This window comes from Fictibacillus nanhaiensis (assembly GCF_023715445.1).
Classification (GTDB): domain Bacteria; phylum Bacillota; class Bacilli; order Bacillales; family Fictibacillaceae; genus Fictibacillus; species Fictibacillus nanhaiensis_D.
The window spans coordinates 38,565-52,559 of the sequence record NZ_JAMBOD010000005.1 but is presented as its reverse complement, the minus strand read 5'-3'; the positions used below and the strand labels follow the sequence as shown (position 1 = coordinate 52,559).

Sequence of the window (13,995 nt, the reverse complement as noted above, 5' to 3'; positions counted from 1 at the left end):
TACCCTCTATACGGTTTGGTTATGAAAAAGGAGAAGGAATCCATGGATTTTTATCAGCTTAAAACGTTTTATCATGTTGCAAAGCAAAAAAGTTTTACACGAGCTTCAATTGAACTCTCCATTAGTCAACCAGCTGTTTCAAGACAAATAGAATCATTGGAAAAGAAGTTTGGATTAACCCTTTTCCATCGGGTAGGAAGGGAAATTCAACTGACCGATTCTGGTTTGGTTTTGTTTGAAATGGCAGAAAAAATTCTCTCTTTAGTAGGCAAAACAGAGTCTGTTATGGAAGGGATGAAAAACCTAGAAAGTGGATCAATCGTGGTTGGAGCTAGTACTACAATCGGAAACTACTTGATGGCTCCGATTGTTATCAACTTTATGAAAAAATATCCTGGTGTAAGCATTAAACTAGAAATCCAGCCAACAGATGAAATTCTCAGTAAAGTTAAAAACAATTTACTTGATATAGCCATTATCCCAGAGGTGCCTGTAATTACATCGTTAATCAATGAGATTCTGTTACAGGATGAGATTGTCTTAATTGCAAGGAAGAACCACCCCCTTACCAATCAGAAAAATGTAAGACTTGAAGACTTAATCAATGAGAAGCTCGTTATGAGAGGGCAAGATTCCAATACACGCAAAACTATCGAAAAACACCTTAAACAACATGAGGTTAATCTTCAAAAGTATATCGAACTTGACTCAACAGAAGCGATCAAACAAGCAGTATTAACTGGAGAATACATTAGTTTCGTTTCGAGAAGAACCATTCAAATGGAAACAAAGTTTGGAGAGATTCAAGTAATAGAAGGAAAAGACTTAAGTACCATTAGAAACTTTCATATTGTCCGACATAAGGAGACTTTCCCTAGTCCTGTGGTAGACGCCTTTATTAGATTTATTAATCACGACTCCTGCGTAATTTAATTCAAATAAGAAGCTCAATCCATTAGGATGAGCTTCGATTTTAAACTTATGGAGAAGGGTATGTTTTGCACGTGCTTTTTCCACTTATTATTAAACACTTGTTTAATTTTATAGATACTTCCGATGCACCGTTTTCCGTCATACGTGAACAGAACAGGCTTCTGCTCGATCTTTGTCTCCATATGAACAGGTAGACCCCAGAGATGATAGATGTGAGGAAGAACCTTCTCCAGATACTTCACGTCATATAGGATTACTTGTTCAACATCCTCTCCATCAATTGTGCCATTTGTTGAGCATTCAAATCCTTTTCCTCATAGAGTTTATTAACGATGTTATGATAGTCCTCTTGATTACGATTTTGACTTAGTTTATTGGCAGCTTGAATTTCCTGTATTTTAATCTTAAACCCAACAATACCTTTTAGTTGCTTTTCTAATAACTGAGGAGAAAGATTATTCCATAAAACTGGATTCTTACGGTGTTTTTCATATTTTTGCAGCAACATTGTCAGGTCCTGTTTTAACTCTTCTTCACTCAAAATGCTGGCTGTACCATAAACATGTACAGATTGATAGTTCCATGTTGGGACATTTTCCTCTTCATACCAGGAAGAAGAGATATAGGCGTGTGGTCCTTGGAACATAACCAATACATCTTCACAGGAATCGAATGTTCTCCATTGAGGGTTCCCATAAGCCATATGCCCCGTTATATAATAAGTATCTCTTTCTTTAATTAACTGCAATGGCAAATGAGTGGCAATTGGTTTCTCTTGTTCTGTTGTTACAATCGTGGCAAAAGAGTTTTTTTGAACAAAATCCCATATATCATCAATATTTGTTACCTTAAAATACTTTGGAATATACAATAATAATCCACCTTTCAAAAAAAGTTATATGAGTGTTTTGGTCATTATGAAGTCAATTTGTTCTTCATCACCCATATAAAAAGAGTGGGCTCCAATTTGAACAAACCCCATTTTCTTATAAAAGGCAATAGCATTTTCATTTTTTTCCCATACGCCTAGCCAGATTTTCTTTTTATTACTTTCCATCGCAATTTCCATAGCTTTATTTAGCAGATATTTACCAAGCCCATGTTTTTGAAATTCATTCTTTATATAAATCCTCTCGATTTCAAGTGATTCATCACCCATTTCTTCAGACTGATCATCATCGGTATTGACCTTTAAATATCCAGCGACTTCATTATTAAAATAAATAAAAAAGAATTGCGATGAAATATTGGACAGTTCTTTTTCTAATTGTTTTAAGTTAAATGCCCTTTCCAAATAGGCATTCATGTTTTCGGGTGAATTCTGATGCTTAAATGTCTCATGAAATGTTTCATAACTAATTTCTTGAAGTTTGCGTGAAACTTCAAGGGTACATTTTTTTAAGTTTATAGCCATTTAAATATGTCGCTCCTTATATAATCAATAATTTCTCTTGTTTCCCTTTTTTACAAATTCCCAGTCTTTTTCTATATTTTTTCTTACTCTTTGAAGAAGATTGAAAATGCTTTCTATTTCTCTTTCGGAAAATCCCTCTAATGCCACAATATTAGAATAATCATTTTCTCTTTTTATAAAAGGATAAACATTCTTCCCTTTCTCTGTTGGAAAGAGTTTTTTAATTTTTTTGTTATGTTTATCTTCTTTCTTTTCAATAAAGCCATTAATTTCAAGTTTTTTAATAGCACGAGCTGCTGTTGTTCGATCTACTTTTATCATCTCAGCTAACTTTTCTTGAATGATCCCTGGGTTTTCACATATTCTCACAAGGTACAAATACTGCCCTTTTGTAAGGTCATATTCTTTAAATTCTATATTACTTATAGAATCTAATGCCCTTGCTATCATTCCAATTTCACGAAGAATTTCCTTCATAATTAGCTCCTTAGTACATATTTTTGTTGCAAATACAATAAAAACGGCATATATTAAATTTAACCTAAATTTGTTGCATTTGCAACAAAAAAATAATGATTAAGAGGTGAGTAAAGTGAAATATGTTTTTTATGTCTTAGGAATTTTAATATTAACCCTTGGTATTTCTTTCACTATACAATCAGACCTTGGAACTTCACCTTTTGATGCACTTTTGGTAGGACTTTCCGTTAATGTGGGGCTAACTGTGGGAAGTTGGGAAATAATAATAGCTTTAATAATGATATGTTGTAATTCATTTTTAAAAAGGCAAAGACCAGAAGTTTTGGGGTTGTTAACAGCACTTATAACAGGAATTTGTATTGATACGTGGCTTTTTTTATTGCACAATTTGATAACACCTGAACTATGGTACAGCAAAGTGGTTTGTTTTGGAATCGGCTTAGTTGTTATAGGATTAGGAACGGCAACATATTTACACACAAATTTTGCACCGATTCCAGTTGACCGATTAACATTAATCATACAAGAATTAACTAGAACAAATATATTTTTGTCGAGAACATTCATTAACCTCGTATTCTTGATAATGGCAATAATTTTAAATGGACCAATTGGCATTGGAACTTTATTATCCGTTTGTTTATCGGGGCTACTACTTAATCACTTTATGCCAATTACTAAAAAAGTATTAGACCGCATATTAACACACTCTAGTACATCACCAATTTATGACAAAGGAAAAAAGCATTCAATATAGAGTATTCCTTCCCCTGCTTTTGGAACAAATACATGTCTTCCCGTTGAGCTAGATCTTTAGTTAAGTAGTTTCGGATGAACGACATGTCGAATTCTAGTCCCGGACCCCCTTTTCAAATAGTTCAGCTGCTCATCTTCATAAAGTTTATTATTTTCAACAGTATTAACATAGGAATCATAAACAGCAAAACCATAAACAGATGGAAGAAAAAGTAACCACTCTGCATTTAAAACGGAGGTAGCTTTTTGAACCTGCCCAACAAAAAGCAATGAGACGGCTTCAAGAGTGTGTGAAAAGTAGAAAAAGACAACAGACCATACTATTACAAAAAATGCTGTGATAAGTCTATGTATGTAAAGTTGACCTAGACCTGGCATAAATAAGGACCATAAAAATGCCATAGTGGGTTCCCTTTTATCCAAGTAGTTTATTTCCATAGCTCCAATGCTAAAGGAATTATATCGGTGGTTCTCACGTTCAGCTAAAAGATACACTTTATTTATATCAACTGTAGTACGGTAACTATCCCATATTGCAAAAAGATAAACAGGAATATAAATAAGCAACCATCTTGTATTTAATACATCCTTCGCCATGTCAATTTTTCCTTGAAATGTGTAAATCATGGCTAAGTTAATATGTGAATTAAGATTAATTACTACTTCCCATATAAATAAGACAAATCCTCGTAAATATTTAGATAATAGCAAATGCCCAAATCCAGGAAAAGCACATGACCACCAGCTGATGCTATAAGGATTCCTTAGGTGCAATTGAGTGGTTCCAAGAATACTAACGTGAGCCTTATAGCGTCTTGCTGTATTGTCGTTTGTATGGTTTTGCATAATAATTCTCTAGGCTCCTATTCATTTATGTAGAAAATTAAACCATATTAATTATTTGTAATATGTTGGTACCTTATTCGTTGCCCGTTAGTAAAATAAAAAAGACAGCAAAAAAACACTCCTTCATAGGAGTGTTTTTAAACACTTGTTCAATTTTTTATAGATACTTCCGATGTACCGTCTTCCCATCAAACGTGAAAAGTACAGGCTTCTGCTCGATCTTCGTCTCCATGTGAACAGGTCTTCCCCAGAGATGATAAACATGCGGTAGTACTTTTTCGAGATATTTCACATCGAGTTCCATATCTTCATAGCTATGAACGAGGTAGAGCTCCCCGTTCTTCATGTAATCCGCATCATTTACTGTGATATACGGAAAGCCTCCGTTCACCCGCATACTAACGAGCTGATCACGAACTTCTTCCCACTGTTTATCGACAATCTTGTATTCCTTCCCCTGTTTTTGAAATAAATACATGTCTTCTCGTTGTGCCAGATCTTTAGTTAGATAGTTTCTTAAGAACGACATATCGGACTCCAGTTCGCGTACTTCAAACATTTTCTCACGTCCTGAGCCAGGTTTAACACCCTGTCTGATTAACTCTTCATCTGGGTTGTTATATCGTTCTTCAATGTCTTTAAACACTTGAAGTCCTAAGTAGTAAGGGTTGATGGATGTCTTCGATGGTTGGACAACCCCCGCGTTTAATTTGGCAAACTCGATCGTCTCATGAGAGGTTAAGTCCATTTCTTGCAGGATTTTGGCGTGCCAATAGCTAGCCCAGCCTTCGTTCATGATTTTTGTTTCGAGTTGCGGCCAAAAATACAGCATTTCTTCTCTCATCATTGATAGAATATCCCGTTGCCATTCTTCAAGCTCCCGACTGTATTGCTCAATAAACAAGAGAATGTCTTTTTCAGGCTGCGGCGGGAATGATTTTTTCTTTTTCAATGCCGGTTTTGGACTTTTTTTATCATCAAGCTTCCAGAGGTCATCGTAAGGTGTTTCCTTTTTAGCTATTATTTCATCATCTTCTCCAAACACATAGTTCAATTTGTTCCTTACAATTGATGGATCGATATGTTCCTGAATGGCAAGAACAGCATCTAGAAACTCTTCTACTTCTTTTTTTCCGTACTGATGTTCGTACTGAGCCACACGTTCTGCAGTAGCTGTCATACACTCAACCATGTCCCTTCTTGTGTTTGAAAAACGAACGTTATTCTTAAAGAAGTCACAATGGGCAAGAACATGGGCAATAATCAGTTTATTTTGTATGAGTGAGTTTGTGTCTAAAAGAAACGCATAACAAGGATCTGAGTTAATAACGAGTTCATAGATTTTACTTAACCCCAGATCATATTGAAGCTTCATTTTATGAAACTGTTTTCCAAAACTCCAATGTGAGAAACGGGTCGGCATCCCGTAAGCACCGAATGTATAAATAATATCTGCCGGACATATTTCATACCGCATAGGGTAAAAATCAAGGCCAAAGTGCTCGGCAATTTCCGTAATTTCAGCAATTGCTTTTTCTAGCTCTTTATTCTGTGTGTCCCAGTTCATGTTTTCCCCCTCCTGCTTTTTCCTTACTTTTAACTGTATGAAAGTAAACGGGCATTCATGAGAAAACAAGCCGAAAAACCGGACGGGTTTTAAAATTAAGCTTTTCGAACGGCCGGTAATAAATAAAACAGAAACGTACTTGCTGTGACGACTCCACCAATTGTGATAGTGAACTCTGAACTGGTGAATGAAGCCAAATAACCTGAAAGCATTGCTGAGACCGGCAACAAAATCCATGTCATCCATCTGCTTGTAGCTTGAACCCTACCTAAAAGTACATCAGGAGTATACGTCTGACGAATCGTACGAATACACGGATTGATCATACAAGCTGCCAATACTCCAATAGCATTCGTTATCGCAACTGTTAAAAATGTTGTTGAGTATGCAAGCCCTATTATGGAGAGACCACCAGCAAGATGAGCAAACATTAAAATCGTCTGATATCTGAATATACAGCTCATTTTATTCGTTATCAGCGCTCCGGCGATCGCCATAATCCCCCCTAACGAGAGTATGATTCCAATCTCAGCAGGCTTTAAAAGCAGGACTTCTTTCAGGTGAAAAATAAGTAATGTTAAAAACATGGTTGTTCCAAATGTAGATATCATGAGAGCCAAGTTTGTATACCAAATGATCTTTGTATGAAACACATGTTTAAATCCTTCTTTAAGTTCTGTAGTGAATGTGTGAAAAAATGTACGACGGTTAAAAGAGGTTACCTTGTTTTTGTACTCAATATGGATTTTAGTAAGCATCCAAAAAGTTAAAAAGAAAGAAAGTGCGTTTAAGAAGAGACCGACTCCAGGTGCAGTCATAGAAACAAGCAATCCTCCCAGTGCAGGACCAATTATGATTGCCGTTTGAAATAAGCCTTCAACCCATGCATTTGCTTCATGAAGCCGTTCTTTTTGGACGAGGTGCGGCAAAAATGCAAAACCAGCTGCATTATGAAGCTGGGTCAGCCATCCCATGAATAATGCACCTGCTGCAATATGCCAAAATTCGAGTGTACTGGTCTGATAGAGAACGGCAAGCAGAAGCAGCAAAACGCCTCGTGAAAGGTCACTGAAATAAAGAATTCTTTTCCGGTTATATGTATCCGCTATCCATCCTGCTATAGGCTGAAAGAAAACAGGTATCCTTTCTACTGCAGCTATGATCCCCATAGAAACCGCTGATCCTGTAATCTGAAGTACAATCAGCGGAAGTGCGAGAAGATAAATTTGATCGCCCAAAAATGAGATGAATTTACTTCCAAGCAAATTCATTACTTTTACATTCTTATATAACGGCTGTGTTTCCTGGTGTGAATTTTTACGTAAAGACTGCATAATTAAATCCCCCTTCTATCTGCTTAATAAAATTACTTATTAAGCAGATAGAATCCTTTTAAAGAAAATAAATTGTTGGGGACTGTCCCCCAACAATTTATTTCCCTTCGTCGTTTCAGGCTCGAGAGCTAATTAAATGATTCAAAAGGACTAGGGTTTTTACTGGATTTACTTTTTCTCTTTTGTACATCTGGTTTCTTCGACAATTATTTCCCGGCTTCAAGCATAATAATAAAGAAGCATTCACTAATGGCGAATGCTTCTTTAATTACCTCGCTTGATATACATCCAATACACTTGGCCAACCGTAATATTCTTGGGTCGGTTTTTCTAAACGATCGATCCAAACGGTTTCTTTTTCTCCTGAATCAAGCTTTCTCATCACTTTTTGTGTATTAGAGTTTTCAAATGACCTTACCCAAACGATTTCTCCTCCAGGCAGAGTGTTAGGATAATTATCTCCCGCTCCTTTACCTGGCTGGGTGAATCTTTTTGCTGTTCTAGTGGTCGTATCAACTATCGCTAAAAACGGTTTAGATCTTTTTTCTTCAGGGACTTCCCACCCCCACTCAATCTGTCTGCTTACAACCATATTCCGATCATTTCTCCACGTGAAATCACCATCTGCATAACCATCAAAACCTAGATCGATTTCTTTTCCGCTTCGTGAGTCCCAAATGGTTAAGCGCTTATTTTCAGAGATAAGTCTTCCAATTCCTTTAATATAAGCCAATCTTTCCGCTTTTGGAGACCAATGGAACCAATTCTGATTATTTAACATATTTGCGATAATTTTAGTGCTTGATCCATCCCTTGATACAATCATCAATGTATTGCTGTCAGCTGACAGTGATGCAGTTGGACACGCAATAAATGCAACAACTGTATTGTTTATCCCCCATTTGAATTTTGTAGTACTAATCGCAAAAAATGATTCACTCATTTCAGGGAGTGTTGTAATCTTTTTCACTTTTTTTAAATCCCCTTTTGCATCAGCAGGGACTGTAAAAATCTGAACAGGCGTCCATCCATCGGGCTGCAAATTAGCGGAAGAGGAAACTACAAACCCTTTACCATCAGGCGTCCAGCTGTAGTTGCCGACACCAAGTGTTACGTTCTGAAAAGAGGTGGCAGGCTTAGAGATGTCGATTACATTTAGTATCCTGCCACTTTTCCAAGCGAGCAATTGACCAGCTGGAGACCATCTCGGCATTTCAGCATCACCTGTAAACACCTTTCTTTTCAAACGAGTCACCCGGTTGTAAACCCATAACTCTTTTGATTCACCTTCACCAGCTAAGTAACTGATATACATACCATCACTCGAGAATTTTGGGTGTGTCAAATTGGTTCCATCTACAATCCTTCTTTCCACATCACCGTCTTTCAACCAAAGTCCATCTGTACGGATAAAAGCTGCTTTCACACTAGCCGCCTCAGAATGCTCAGGAAAATTTACAACAATGATCAAAAGGGTTATTAATAAAAGCACTAATCGTTTCAAATTATCACCTCTTTAATAACATGAACGAAATGAAGGAATTCATACAAAAAAGCTCAGAAACTATTGGTCTCTGAGCTTATCCATTTTATTTATTATTCTCCTGTTTCAGCAAAACGTTTAATGCGTGCTGCGATTTCGTCACGTACACGTTGGAATTCACTCCACTCTTTCCCTGCAGGATCATCAAATCCCCAGTGTTCGCGTTTTTTGTGGGGCGGTGTCGCCGGACACACATCATTTGCATGACCACAAAGTGTAACGACTAGATCAGCTTTTTCTAAAATATCTTTATCAATCACATCAGAAGTCTGATTGGTAATATCGATATCTACTTCTTTCATTGCTTTAATCGCATTCGGGTTTACGCCGTGTGCTTTAATTCCAGCAGAGTATACGTCATATTTATCACCAAGGTAGTGGTGTCCAAACCCTTCAGCCATCTGTGAACGGCAAGAGTTACCTGTACAAAGGAAATAGATGATTGGTTTTGCCATGTTTAAAACCTCCTAAGGATAAAAGAACTTCTTTCGAGACCATGATAATATAAGTATATCCTTATATCAATATTTATTTATATATTTCTTTGACATTTTATATAAACATATGGTTATATACTAATGAGGTGAGATCGATATGGAACTGGATCAGTTAACTGAATGTTACAAAGCGATGGCAGATAAAACACGTTTGAATATTTTAGCTTTACTCCGTCACGAAGAATTATGTGTATGTGAGTTGGTTGAAATATTAAAAATGACACAACCTAGTATTTCACAGCATTTAAGAAAATTAAAACAAGCCAAATTAGTTAAAGAACGACGCAACAGTCAATGGATCTTCTACTCCATCGATGGAGAAATCTATCCTTTTATAAAAGCAAACTTAGATGCACTGCCTGACATGTCAGAGAAGATTGAACAACTTAAACAATCTGGCGGTAAGGTTTGCTGCTAACATAGAGACTTAGGAGCAATTGGGGGGGAATTATATGGACAGCATGGCGATTACAGCCTTCGCTGTATTTTTAGTTACGATTATTTTTGTTATCTGGCAGCCTAAAGGTCTCTCCATTGGTTGGTCTGCTACAATTGGTGCAGCGATTGCGCTTCTTTTAAAAGTGGTAAGCCCCGCTGATGTCTGGACCGTTACCGGTATCGTCTGGAACGCAACATTAGCTTTTGTTGCCATCATACTCATATCGATTATTTTGGATGAAATCGGCTTCTTTGAGTGGTCAGCCCTTCATATGGCGAGGCTTGCTGGCGGAAACGGCAAGAAGATGTTTACATATGTCATCCTTCTTGGGGCTGCTGTTTCTGCATTCTTTGCTAACGACGGTGCAGCATTAATCCTGACACCAATCGTACTTGCGCAAGTTCGGGCACTTAATTTTAAAGAATCAATGGTTCTTCCTTTTATAATGGCGAGTGGATTTATTGCAGATACAACTTCCTTGCCGCTCGTCGTATCAAACTTAGTAAATATTGTATCAGCTGACTTTTTCAATATCGGTTTCGTTGAATACGCAAGTCGCATGATTGTGCCAAACTTCTTTTCCTTAATTGCGAGCATGCTTGTATTGCTTATCTTTTTCGGGAAAGATATCCCTGAAACGTATGACCTATCACAATTAAAAAAACCGAAAGAAGCTATTCGTGATCAAAAGCTTTTCAAGCTTTCTTGGGTTATCCTTGCTGTTCTTTTAATCGGTTATTTAACAAGTGAGTTTATTGGTATTCCTGTATCATTTATTGCAGGAGCTGCAGCACTGATCTTTATTTTAGCCGCACGAAAAAGCCCAGCTATTCAAACAAAGAAAGTTGTTAAAGACGCACCTTGGACGGTAGTTGTATTTTCAATCGGAATGTATGTAGTCGTTTACGGTCTGCGAAATGCTGGACTTACAGATATGCTCGGGAACTTGATTCAAGTTGTCGCAGATCAAGGATTGTTTGCTGCTACGATCGGTATGGGCTTTATTGCAGCGGTTCTTTCATCCGTGATGAATAACATGCCAACTGTTATGATTGACGCATTGGCTATTCAGGGAACAGATACATCTGGAGTCATCCGGGAAGCATTGATTTACGCAAACGTGATAGGCTCAGACCTTGGACCAAAGATTACACCTATCGGTTCACTAGCAACCCTTTTATGGCTGCACGTTTTATCAAAGAAAGGTGTTAAAATCACGTGGGGCTATTACTTTAAAATCGGGATCCTTCTAACGGTTCCAACTTTGTTTATTACTTTAACCGGCCTTTATTTATGGCTGCTGCTACTATCATAAAAAGGAGAGTGCAAATCATGATCCAGCGTATGCATGTCGCTGTAAACTGTTCTGATTTGGAGAAATCACTAGAATTTTATAAAAGCTTTTTCGGTAATGAACCTTCAAAAGTAAAAGATAACTACGCAAAATTCGAGCTCGATGAGCCGGGTCTCCACTTTTCACTGAATGTACGTCCCTTTGAAAAAGAAGGCGTGCTTAATCATTTAGGATTTCAGGTAAATAATACGGAAGATGTACTCGCTATGGGAGAACGCCTTCGAAAATCAGGTCTACTTTTAATCGACGAGATGAACACTACTTGCTGCTACGCTGTTCAGGATAAGGTATGGGTATATGACCCTGACGGAAACGCTTGGGAAATCTTTTACACAAAAGAAGACTCTGAGTTTGAATCTGCCGGAGATGCACGCGATCTTTCACTATGCTGCGCTCCTCCGCAAAAACCGCAAACCATACAATTAGGCTTTACAAAGAAATAGGTTTTACATGTGGCTGACTCAAAAGGTAAAGAAAGTACCCTTTTGATGTCAGCTTTTTATTGTTAAGGATGTTTTCAATAATGTAGGTGTCCTTTTTTTCCTCACGGGATATTTTCCGCGTCAAAAATCCGTTTGTTAGCATTTTTTAAGCCTCTATTTATAAAAAAAGAGAAGGATGCTTTCTTAAAAGTAAGCTCCTCTCCTTTTTTGTTTCCAATTATGGTGCAGTTTCGGTCACAGAAACTCTCTGCCTGTATACCACACAGGGTATTACTAGTCGTAAGGCAAGATTAATCCACGAAAATTGGTGCTTAATCCACGAAATTTTGGACTCAATCCACAAATTTCCACCATTTATCCACGAGTTTTTGGCTTATATCCACGAGTCTACACTCGTTGACAGATTTCGACTCCTCTCATACCACGAAACAAAACGCGCAGAGTCAATTCCTTATTGGATTAGTAAAGATATGGCCAGCTGAATGACTATTCTTGGACAATCCCGCATATTCTTTAGTAATCACAATAGACAGGGATGATTGCCATGTTAAGACGGAAAGTAGCTATTTTTTTTGGCAGCATGTTACTTGGTATTGGTATAAATGGATTTATTGTCCCTTTTCATTTACTTGATGGCGGGATGATCGGAATCAGTCTTCTCGTAAAATATGTATGGGGTTATAAAGTAGGTTTAACTCTTATATTACTTAGCATCCCCATTTATTTTTTAGCATGGAAGCTGGAACGGCGGTATTTTATCAATAGTGTCCATGGTCTTTTAGTCTCCTCCCTAATAATTGATCTGCTGTCACCATTAAGAGGCATGTTTTCAGTTTCTATCATCGAAGGTTCTGTGATTGGAGGCTTATTTATTGGAACAGGCATCGGCTGGATGCTCCGTTATGAAACGAGTACAGGCGGAACAGATTTACTCGCACTCTTTGTTTCACGCTGGCTTTCCATCAATGTCGGCATGGTGATTTTCTTTATTGATGCAGCTGTCATTTTAGCAGGACTCTATGTAATCGGTGAAGGAATTTTGTTATACTCGCTCGTTACTATTCTCTCGGTGGGCTTCGCGACCATGACGATGACTCTTATCCGGTCCATTAATTTTTATAGAAGCGTATAAAAAAGAGCCCGTTAGCAGGCTCATTTTTGTTAAACCGATTTATCCATGCATGCGATCAATCGATCTTCAATTTCTTTCGCTTTCTGTTCTAAATCTTTGTCATTAAGCAGTTTAACAAACTCTGTTGGCTTCGGCATTCCGATCTTTGTTTTCCCTTTCTCTGTGTACAACACGATCTTACAAGGCAAGAAGTATCCGATCATCTTGTTCTGTGTCAGTACTTCTTTTGCTTCATGAGGATTGCAAACTTCTAGAATTAGAAAATCATCGTTATAATCTAAGCCTTTTTCCTGCAGCTTTTCTCTTACATTAAACTGCCACAGAACTCCAAACTTTTCTTCCTTTAATTGCTCTTCTAATTTACGTGCCGCTTCTTCCATTGGCAGTGCCGTTTCTACAGTGTAATGGAACATAAACATCCTCCCTCTAAAGTCTCTTTCTTAATTTGTGTTGCCTGATTAAAAAGAAATTTATCATAAAATGTCTAACCAGATCTTAACTGACGTCGCTATAATTAAAGCCGCCAAGATAAATTGAAGGAGATTTGTATTTATTTTTTTCCCGAACTGAGCTCCAAGCGGAGACGCGATCAGGCTTGCAACAACCATAATTACAGCTGGCCATAACAATACTTGACCAGTCGTGATTTTCCCGATCGTTGCACCAATTGAAGAAATGAATGTGATAGCAAGTGATGTGGCAATCGTCATGCGAGTTGGAATCTTAAGAACAACCAGCATGATCGGTACAAGAATAAATGCTCCAGCTGCCCCAACGATACCTGCTGCTACTCCTACGATAAACGCCAGTGCCGCTGCAAGCCATTTATTAAACTTAACTTGATCTAACGGAATAGCATCGATGCCTTTTTTCGGAATAAGCATCATTACAGCAGCTGTAGTAGCTAATACTGCATACACAATATTAATTTGGTCCTCTGTCATACCCTGTGAGCCATATCCGCCGATAAAACTTCCTAAAAGAATAGCAGTACCCATATAGATGATTAGTGTCTTGTTCAAATAACCGCCTTTACGATAAGCCCATACCCCGCCTATCGTGGCAAAGAATACTTGAACGGCACTGATACCTGAAACCTCATGAGCGGTGTATGCTGTGAAGCCAAGCATCGCTGGAATGTATAGTAGCATTGGATATTTGATAATGGATCCGCCGATCCCTACCATTCCGGATATAAAAGAACCTATAAAGCCAATAAAAAAAATTGTTATAATGAATCCTATTTCCATGACTTCA

Annotated in this window: 16 protein-coding genes and 2 pseudogenes; 6 read left to right on the top strand and 12 right to left on the bottom strand. The window is 37.6% G+C overall.

Features of this window, described 5'->3' with window-relative positions; translation table 11 throughout:
• Positions 1-42: 42 nt before the first annotated feature.
• A complete protein-coding gene (locus tag M3196_RS14125) occupies positions 43-933 on the top strand; it encodes a LysR family transcriptional regulator (RefSeq protein WP_251322961.1) in 891 nt (296 codons plus the stop codon).
• Between the two features lie 108 nt (positions 934-1,041).
• Here the strand turns inward: M3196_RS14125 and M3196_RS22240 are convergent.
• The 4 genes and pseudogenes from M3196_RS22240 to M3196_RS14105 all read right to left on the bottom strand — a co-directional run.
• Positions 1,042-1,178: pseudogene (locus M3196_RS22240) on the bottom strand (SpoVR family protein); the annotation flags it as partial.
• An 8-nt stretch (positions 1,179-1,186) separates the two neighbouring features.
• Positions 1,187-1,804, bottom strand: a complete 618-nt coding sequence (locus M3196_RS14115) for an FMN-binding negative transcriptional regulator (protein WP_251322960.1) — start codon at positions 1,802-1,804, stop codon at positions 1,187-1,189.
• Positions 1,805-1,828: 24 nt separating this feature from the next.
• Positions 1,829-2,347, bottom strand: coding sequence for a GNAT family N-acetyltransferase (locus M3196_RS14110; protein ID WP_251322959.1), 519 nt, complete (start codon positions 2,345-2,347; stop codon positions 1,829-1,831).
• Between the two features lie 24 nt (positions 2,348-2,371).
• Positions 2,372-2,824: a MarR family winged helix-turn-helix transcriptional regulator gene (locus M3196_RS14105; protein WP_251322958.1), complete on the bottom strand. Its 453-nt coding sequence runs from the start codon at positions 2,822-2,824 to the stop codon at positions 2,372-2,374.
• A gap of 115 nt (positions 2,825-2,939) precedes the next feature.
• Here M3196_RS14105 and M3196_RS14100 point away from each other — a divergent pair, with 115 nt between their 5' ends.
• On the top strand, positions 2,940-3,584 hold the full coding sequence (locus tag M3196_RS14100) for a YczE/YyaS/YitT family protein (RefSeq protein ID WP_251322957.1): 645 nt from the start codon (positions 2,940-2,942) through the stop codon (positions 3,582-3,584).
• Here M3196_RS14100 and M3196_RS22235 read toward each other — a convergent pair.
• The 6 genes and pseudogenes from M3196_RS22235 to arsC form a co-directional block, all read right to left on the bottom strand.
• Positions 3,574-3,681, bottom strand: a pseudogene (locus M3196_RS22235) (SpoVR family protein); the annotation flags it as partial. The gene M3196_RS14100 and the pseudogene M3196_RS22235 sit on opposite strands and share 11 nt — an antisense overlap.
• Positions 3,641-4,429, bottom strand: a complete 789-nt coding sequence (locus M3196_RS14090; protein WP_251322955.1) for a hypothetical protein — start codon at positions 4,427-4,429, stop codon at positions 3,641-3,643. The gene M3196_RS14090 and the pseudogene M3196_RS22235, both read right to left, overlap by 41 nt.
• Before the next feature lie 157 nt (positions 4,430-4,586).
• Positions 4,587-5,996, bottom strand: a complete 1,410-nt coding sequence (locus M3196_RS14085; protein WP_251322954.1) for a SpoVR family protein — start codon at positions 5,994-5,996, stop codon at positions 4,587-4,589.
• 95 nt (positions 5,997-6,091) lie between these two features.
• Positions 6,092-7,330, bottom strand: a complete 1,239-nt coding sequence (locus M3196_RS14080; protein ID WP_251322953.1) for an MFS transporter — start codon at positions 7,328-7,330, stop codon at positions 6,092-6,094.
• 268 nt (positions 7,331-7,598) lie between these two features.
• A complete protein-coding gene (locus tag M3196_RS14075; RefSeq protein ID WP_251322952.1) occupies positions 7,599-8,834 on the bottom strand; it encodes a hypothetical protein in 1,236 nt (411 codons plus the stop codon).
• 92 nt (positions 8,835-8,926) lie between these two features.
• Positions 8,927-9,328 carry an arsenate reductase (thioredoxin) gene (gene arsC, locus M3196_RS14070; RefSeq protein ID WP_251322951.1) on the bottom strand — a complete coding sequence of 134 codons (402 nt, stop codon included), beginning with the start codon at positions 9,326-9,328 and terminating at the stop codon, positions 8,927-8,929.
• A 139-nt stretch (positions 9,329-9,467) separates the two neighbouring features.
• On the opposite strand from arsC, the gene M3196_RS14065 reads away from it, so the two are divergent.
• From M3196_RS14065 to M3196_RS14050, 4 genes are all read left to right on the top strand, one after another.
• The gene (locus M3196_RS14065) at positions 9,468-9,788 is read left to right on the top strand and encodes an ArsR/SmtB family transcription factor (RefSeq protein ID WP_251322950.1); all 321 of its coding nucleotides are present in this window, start codon (positions 9,468-9,470) and stop codon (positions 9,786-9,788) included.
• Between the two features lie 43 nt (positions 9,789-9,831).
• Entirely contained in the window at positions 9,832-11,124 is a 1,293-nt protein-coding gene (locus M3196_RS14060) for an arsenic transporter (protein WP_425311011.1), read from the top strand.
• 20 nt (positions 11,125-11,144) lie between these two features.
• The gene (locus tag M3196_RS14055) at positions 11,145-11,606 is read left to right on the top strand and encodes an ArsI/CadI family heavy metal resistance metalloenzyme (protein WP_425311010.1); all 462 of its coding nucleotides are present in this window, start codon (positions 11,145-11,147) and stop codon (positions 11,604-11,606) included.
• A gap of 544 nt (positions 11,607-12,150) precedes the next feature.
• Positions 12,151-12,738 (top strand): YitT family protein, encoded by a 588-nt coding sequence (locus tag M3196_RS14050; protein WP_251322947.1) that lies wholly within the window; start codon positions 12,151-12,153, stop codon positions 12,736-12,738.
• A gap of 29 nt (positions 12,739-12,767) precedes the next feature.
• Here M3196_RS14050 and M3196_RS14045 read toward each other — a convergent pair whose 3' ends face one another.
• Positions 12,768-13,151, bottom strand: a complete 384-nt coding sequence (locus tag M3196_RS14045; protein WP_251322946.1) for a DUF302 domain-containing protein — start codon at positions 13,149-13,151, stop codon at positions 12,768-12,770.
• A gap of 60 nt (positions 13,152-13,211) precedes the next feature.
• On the bottom strand, positions 13,212-13,988 hold the full coding sequence (locus tag M3196_RS14040) for a sulfite exporter TauE/SafE family protein (protein WP_251322945.1): 777 nt from the start codon (positions 13,986-13,988) through the stop codon (positions 13,212-13,214).
• Positions 13,989-13,995: the final 7 nt, after the last annotated feature.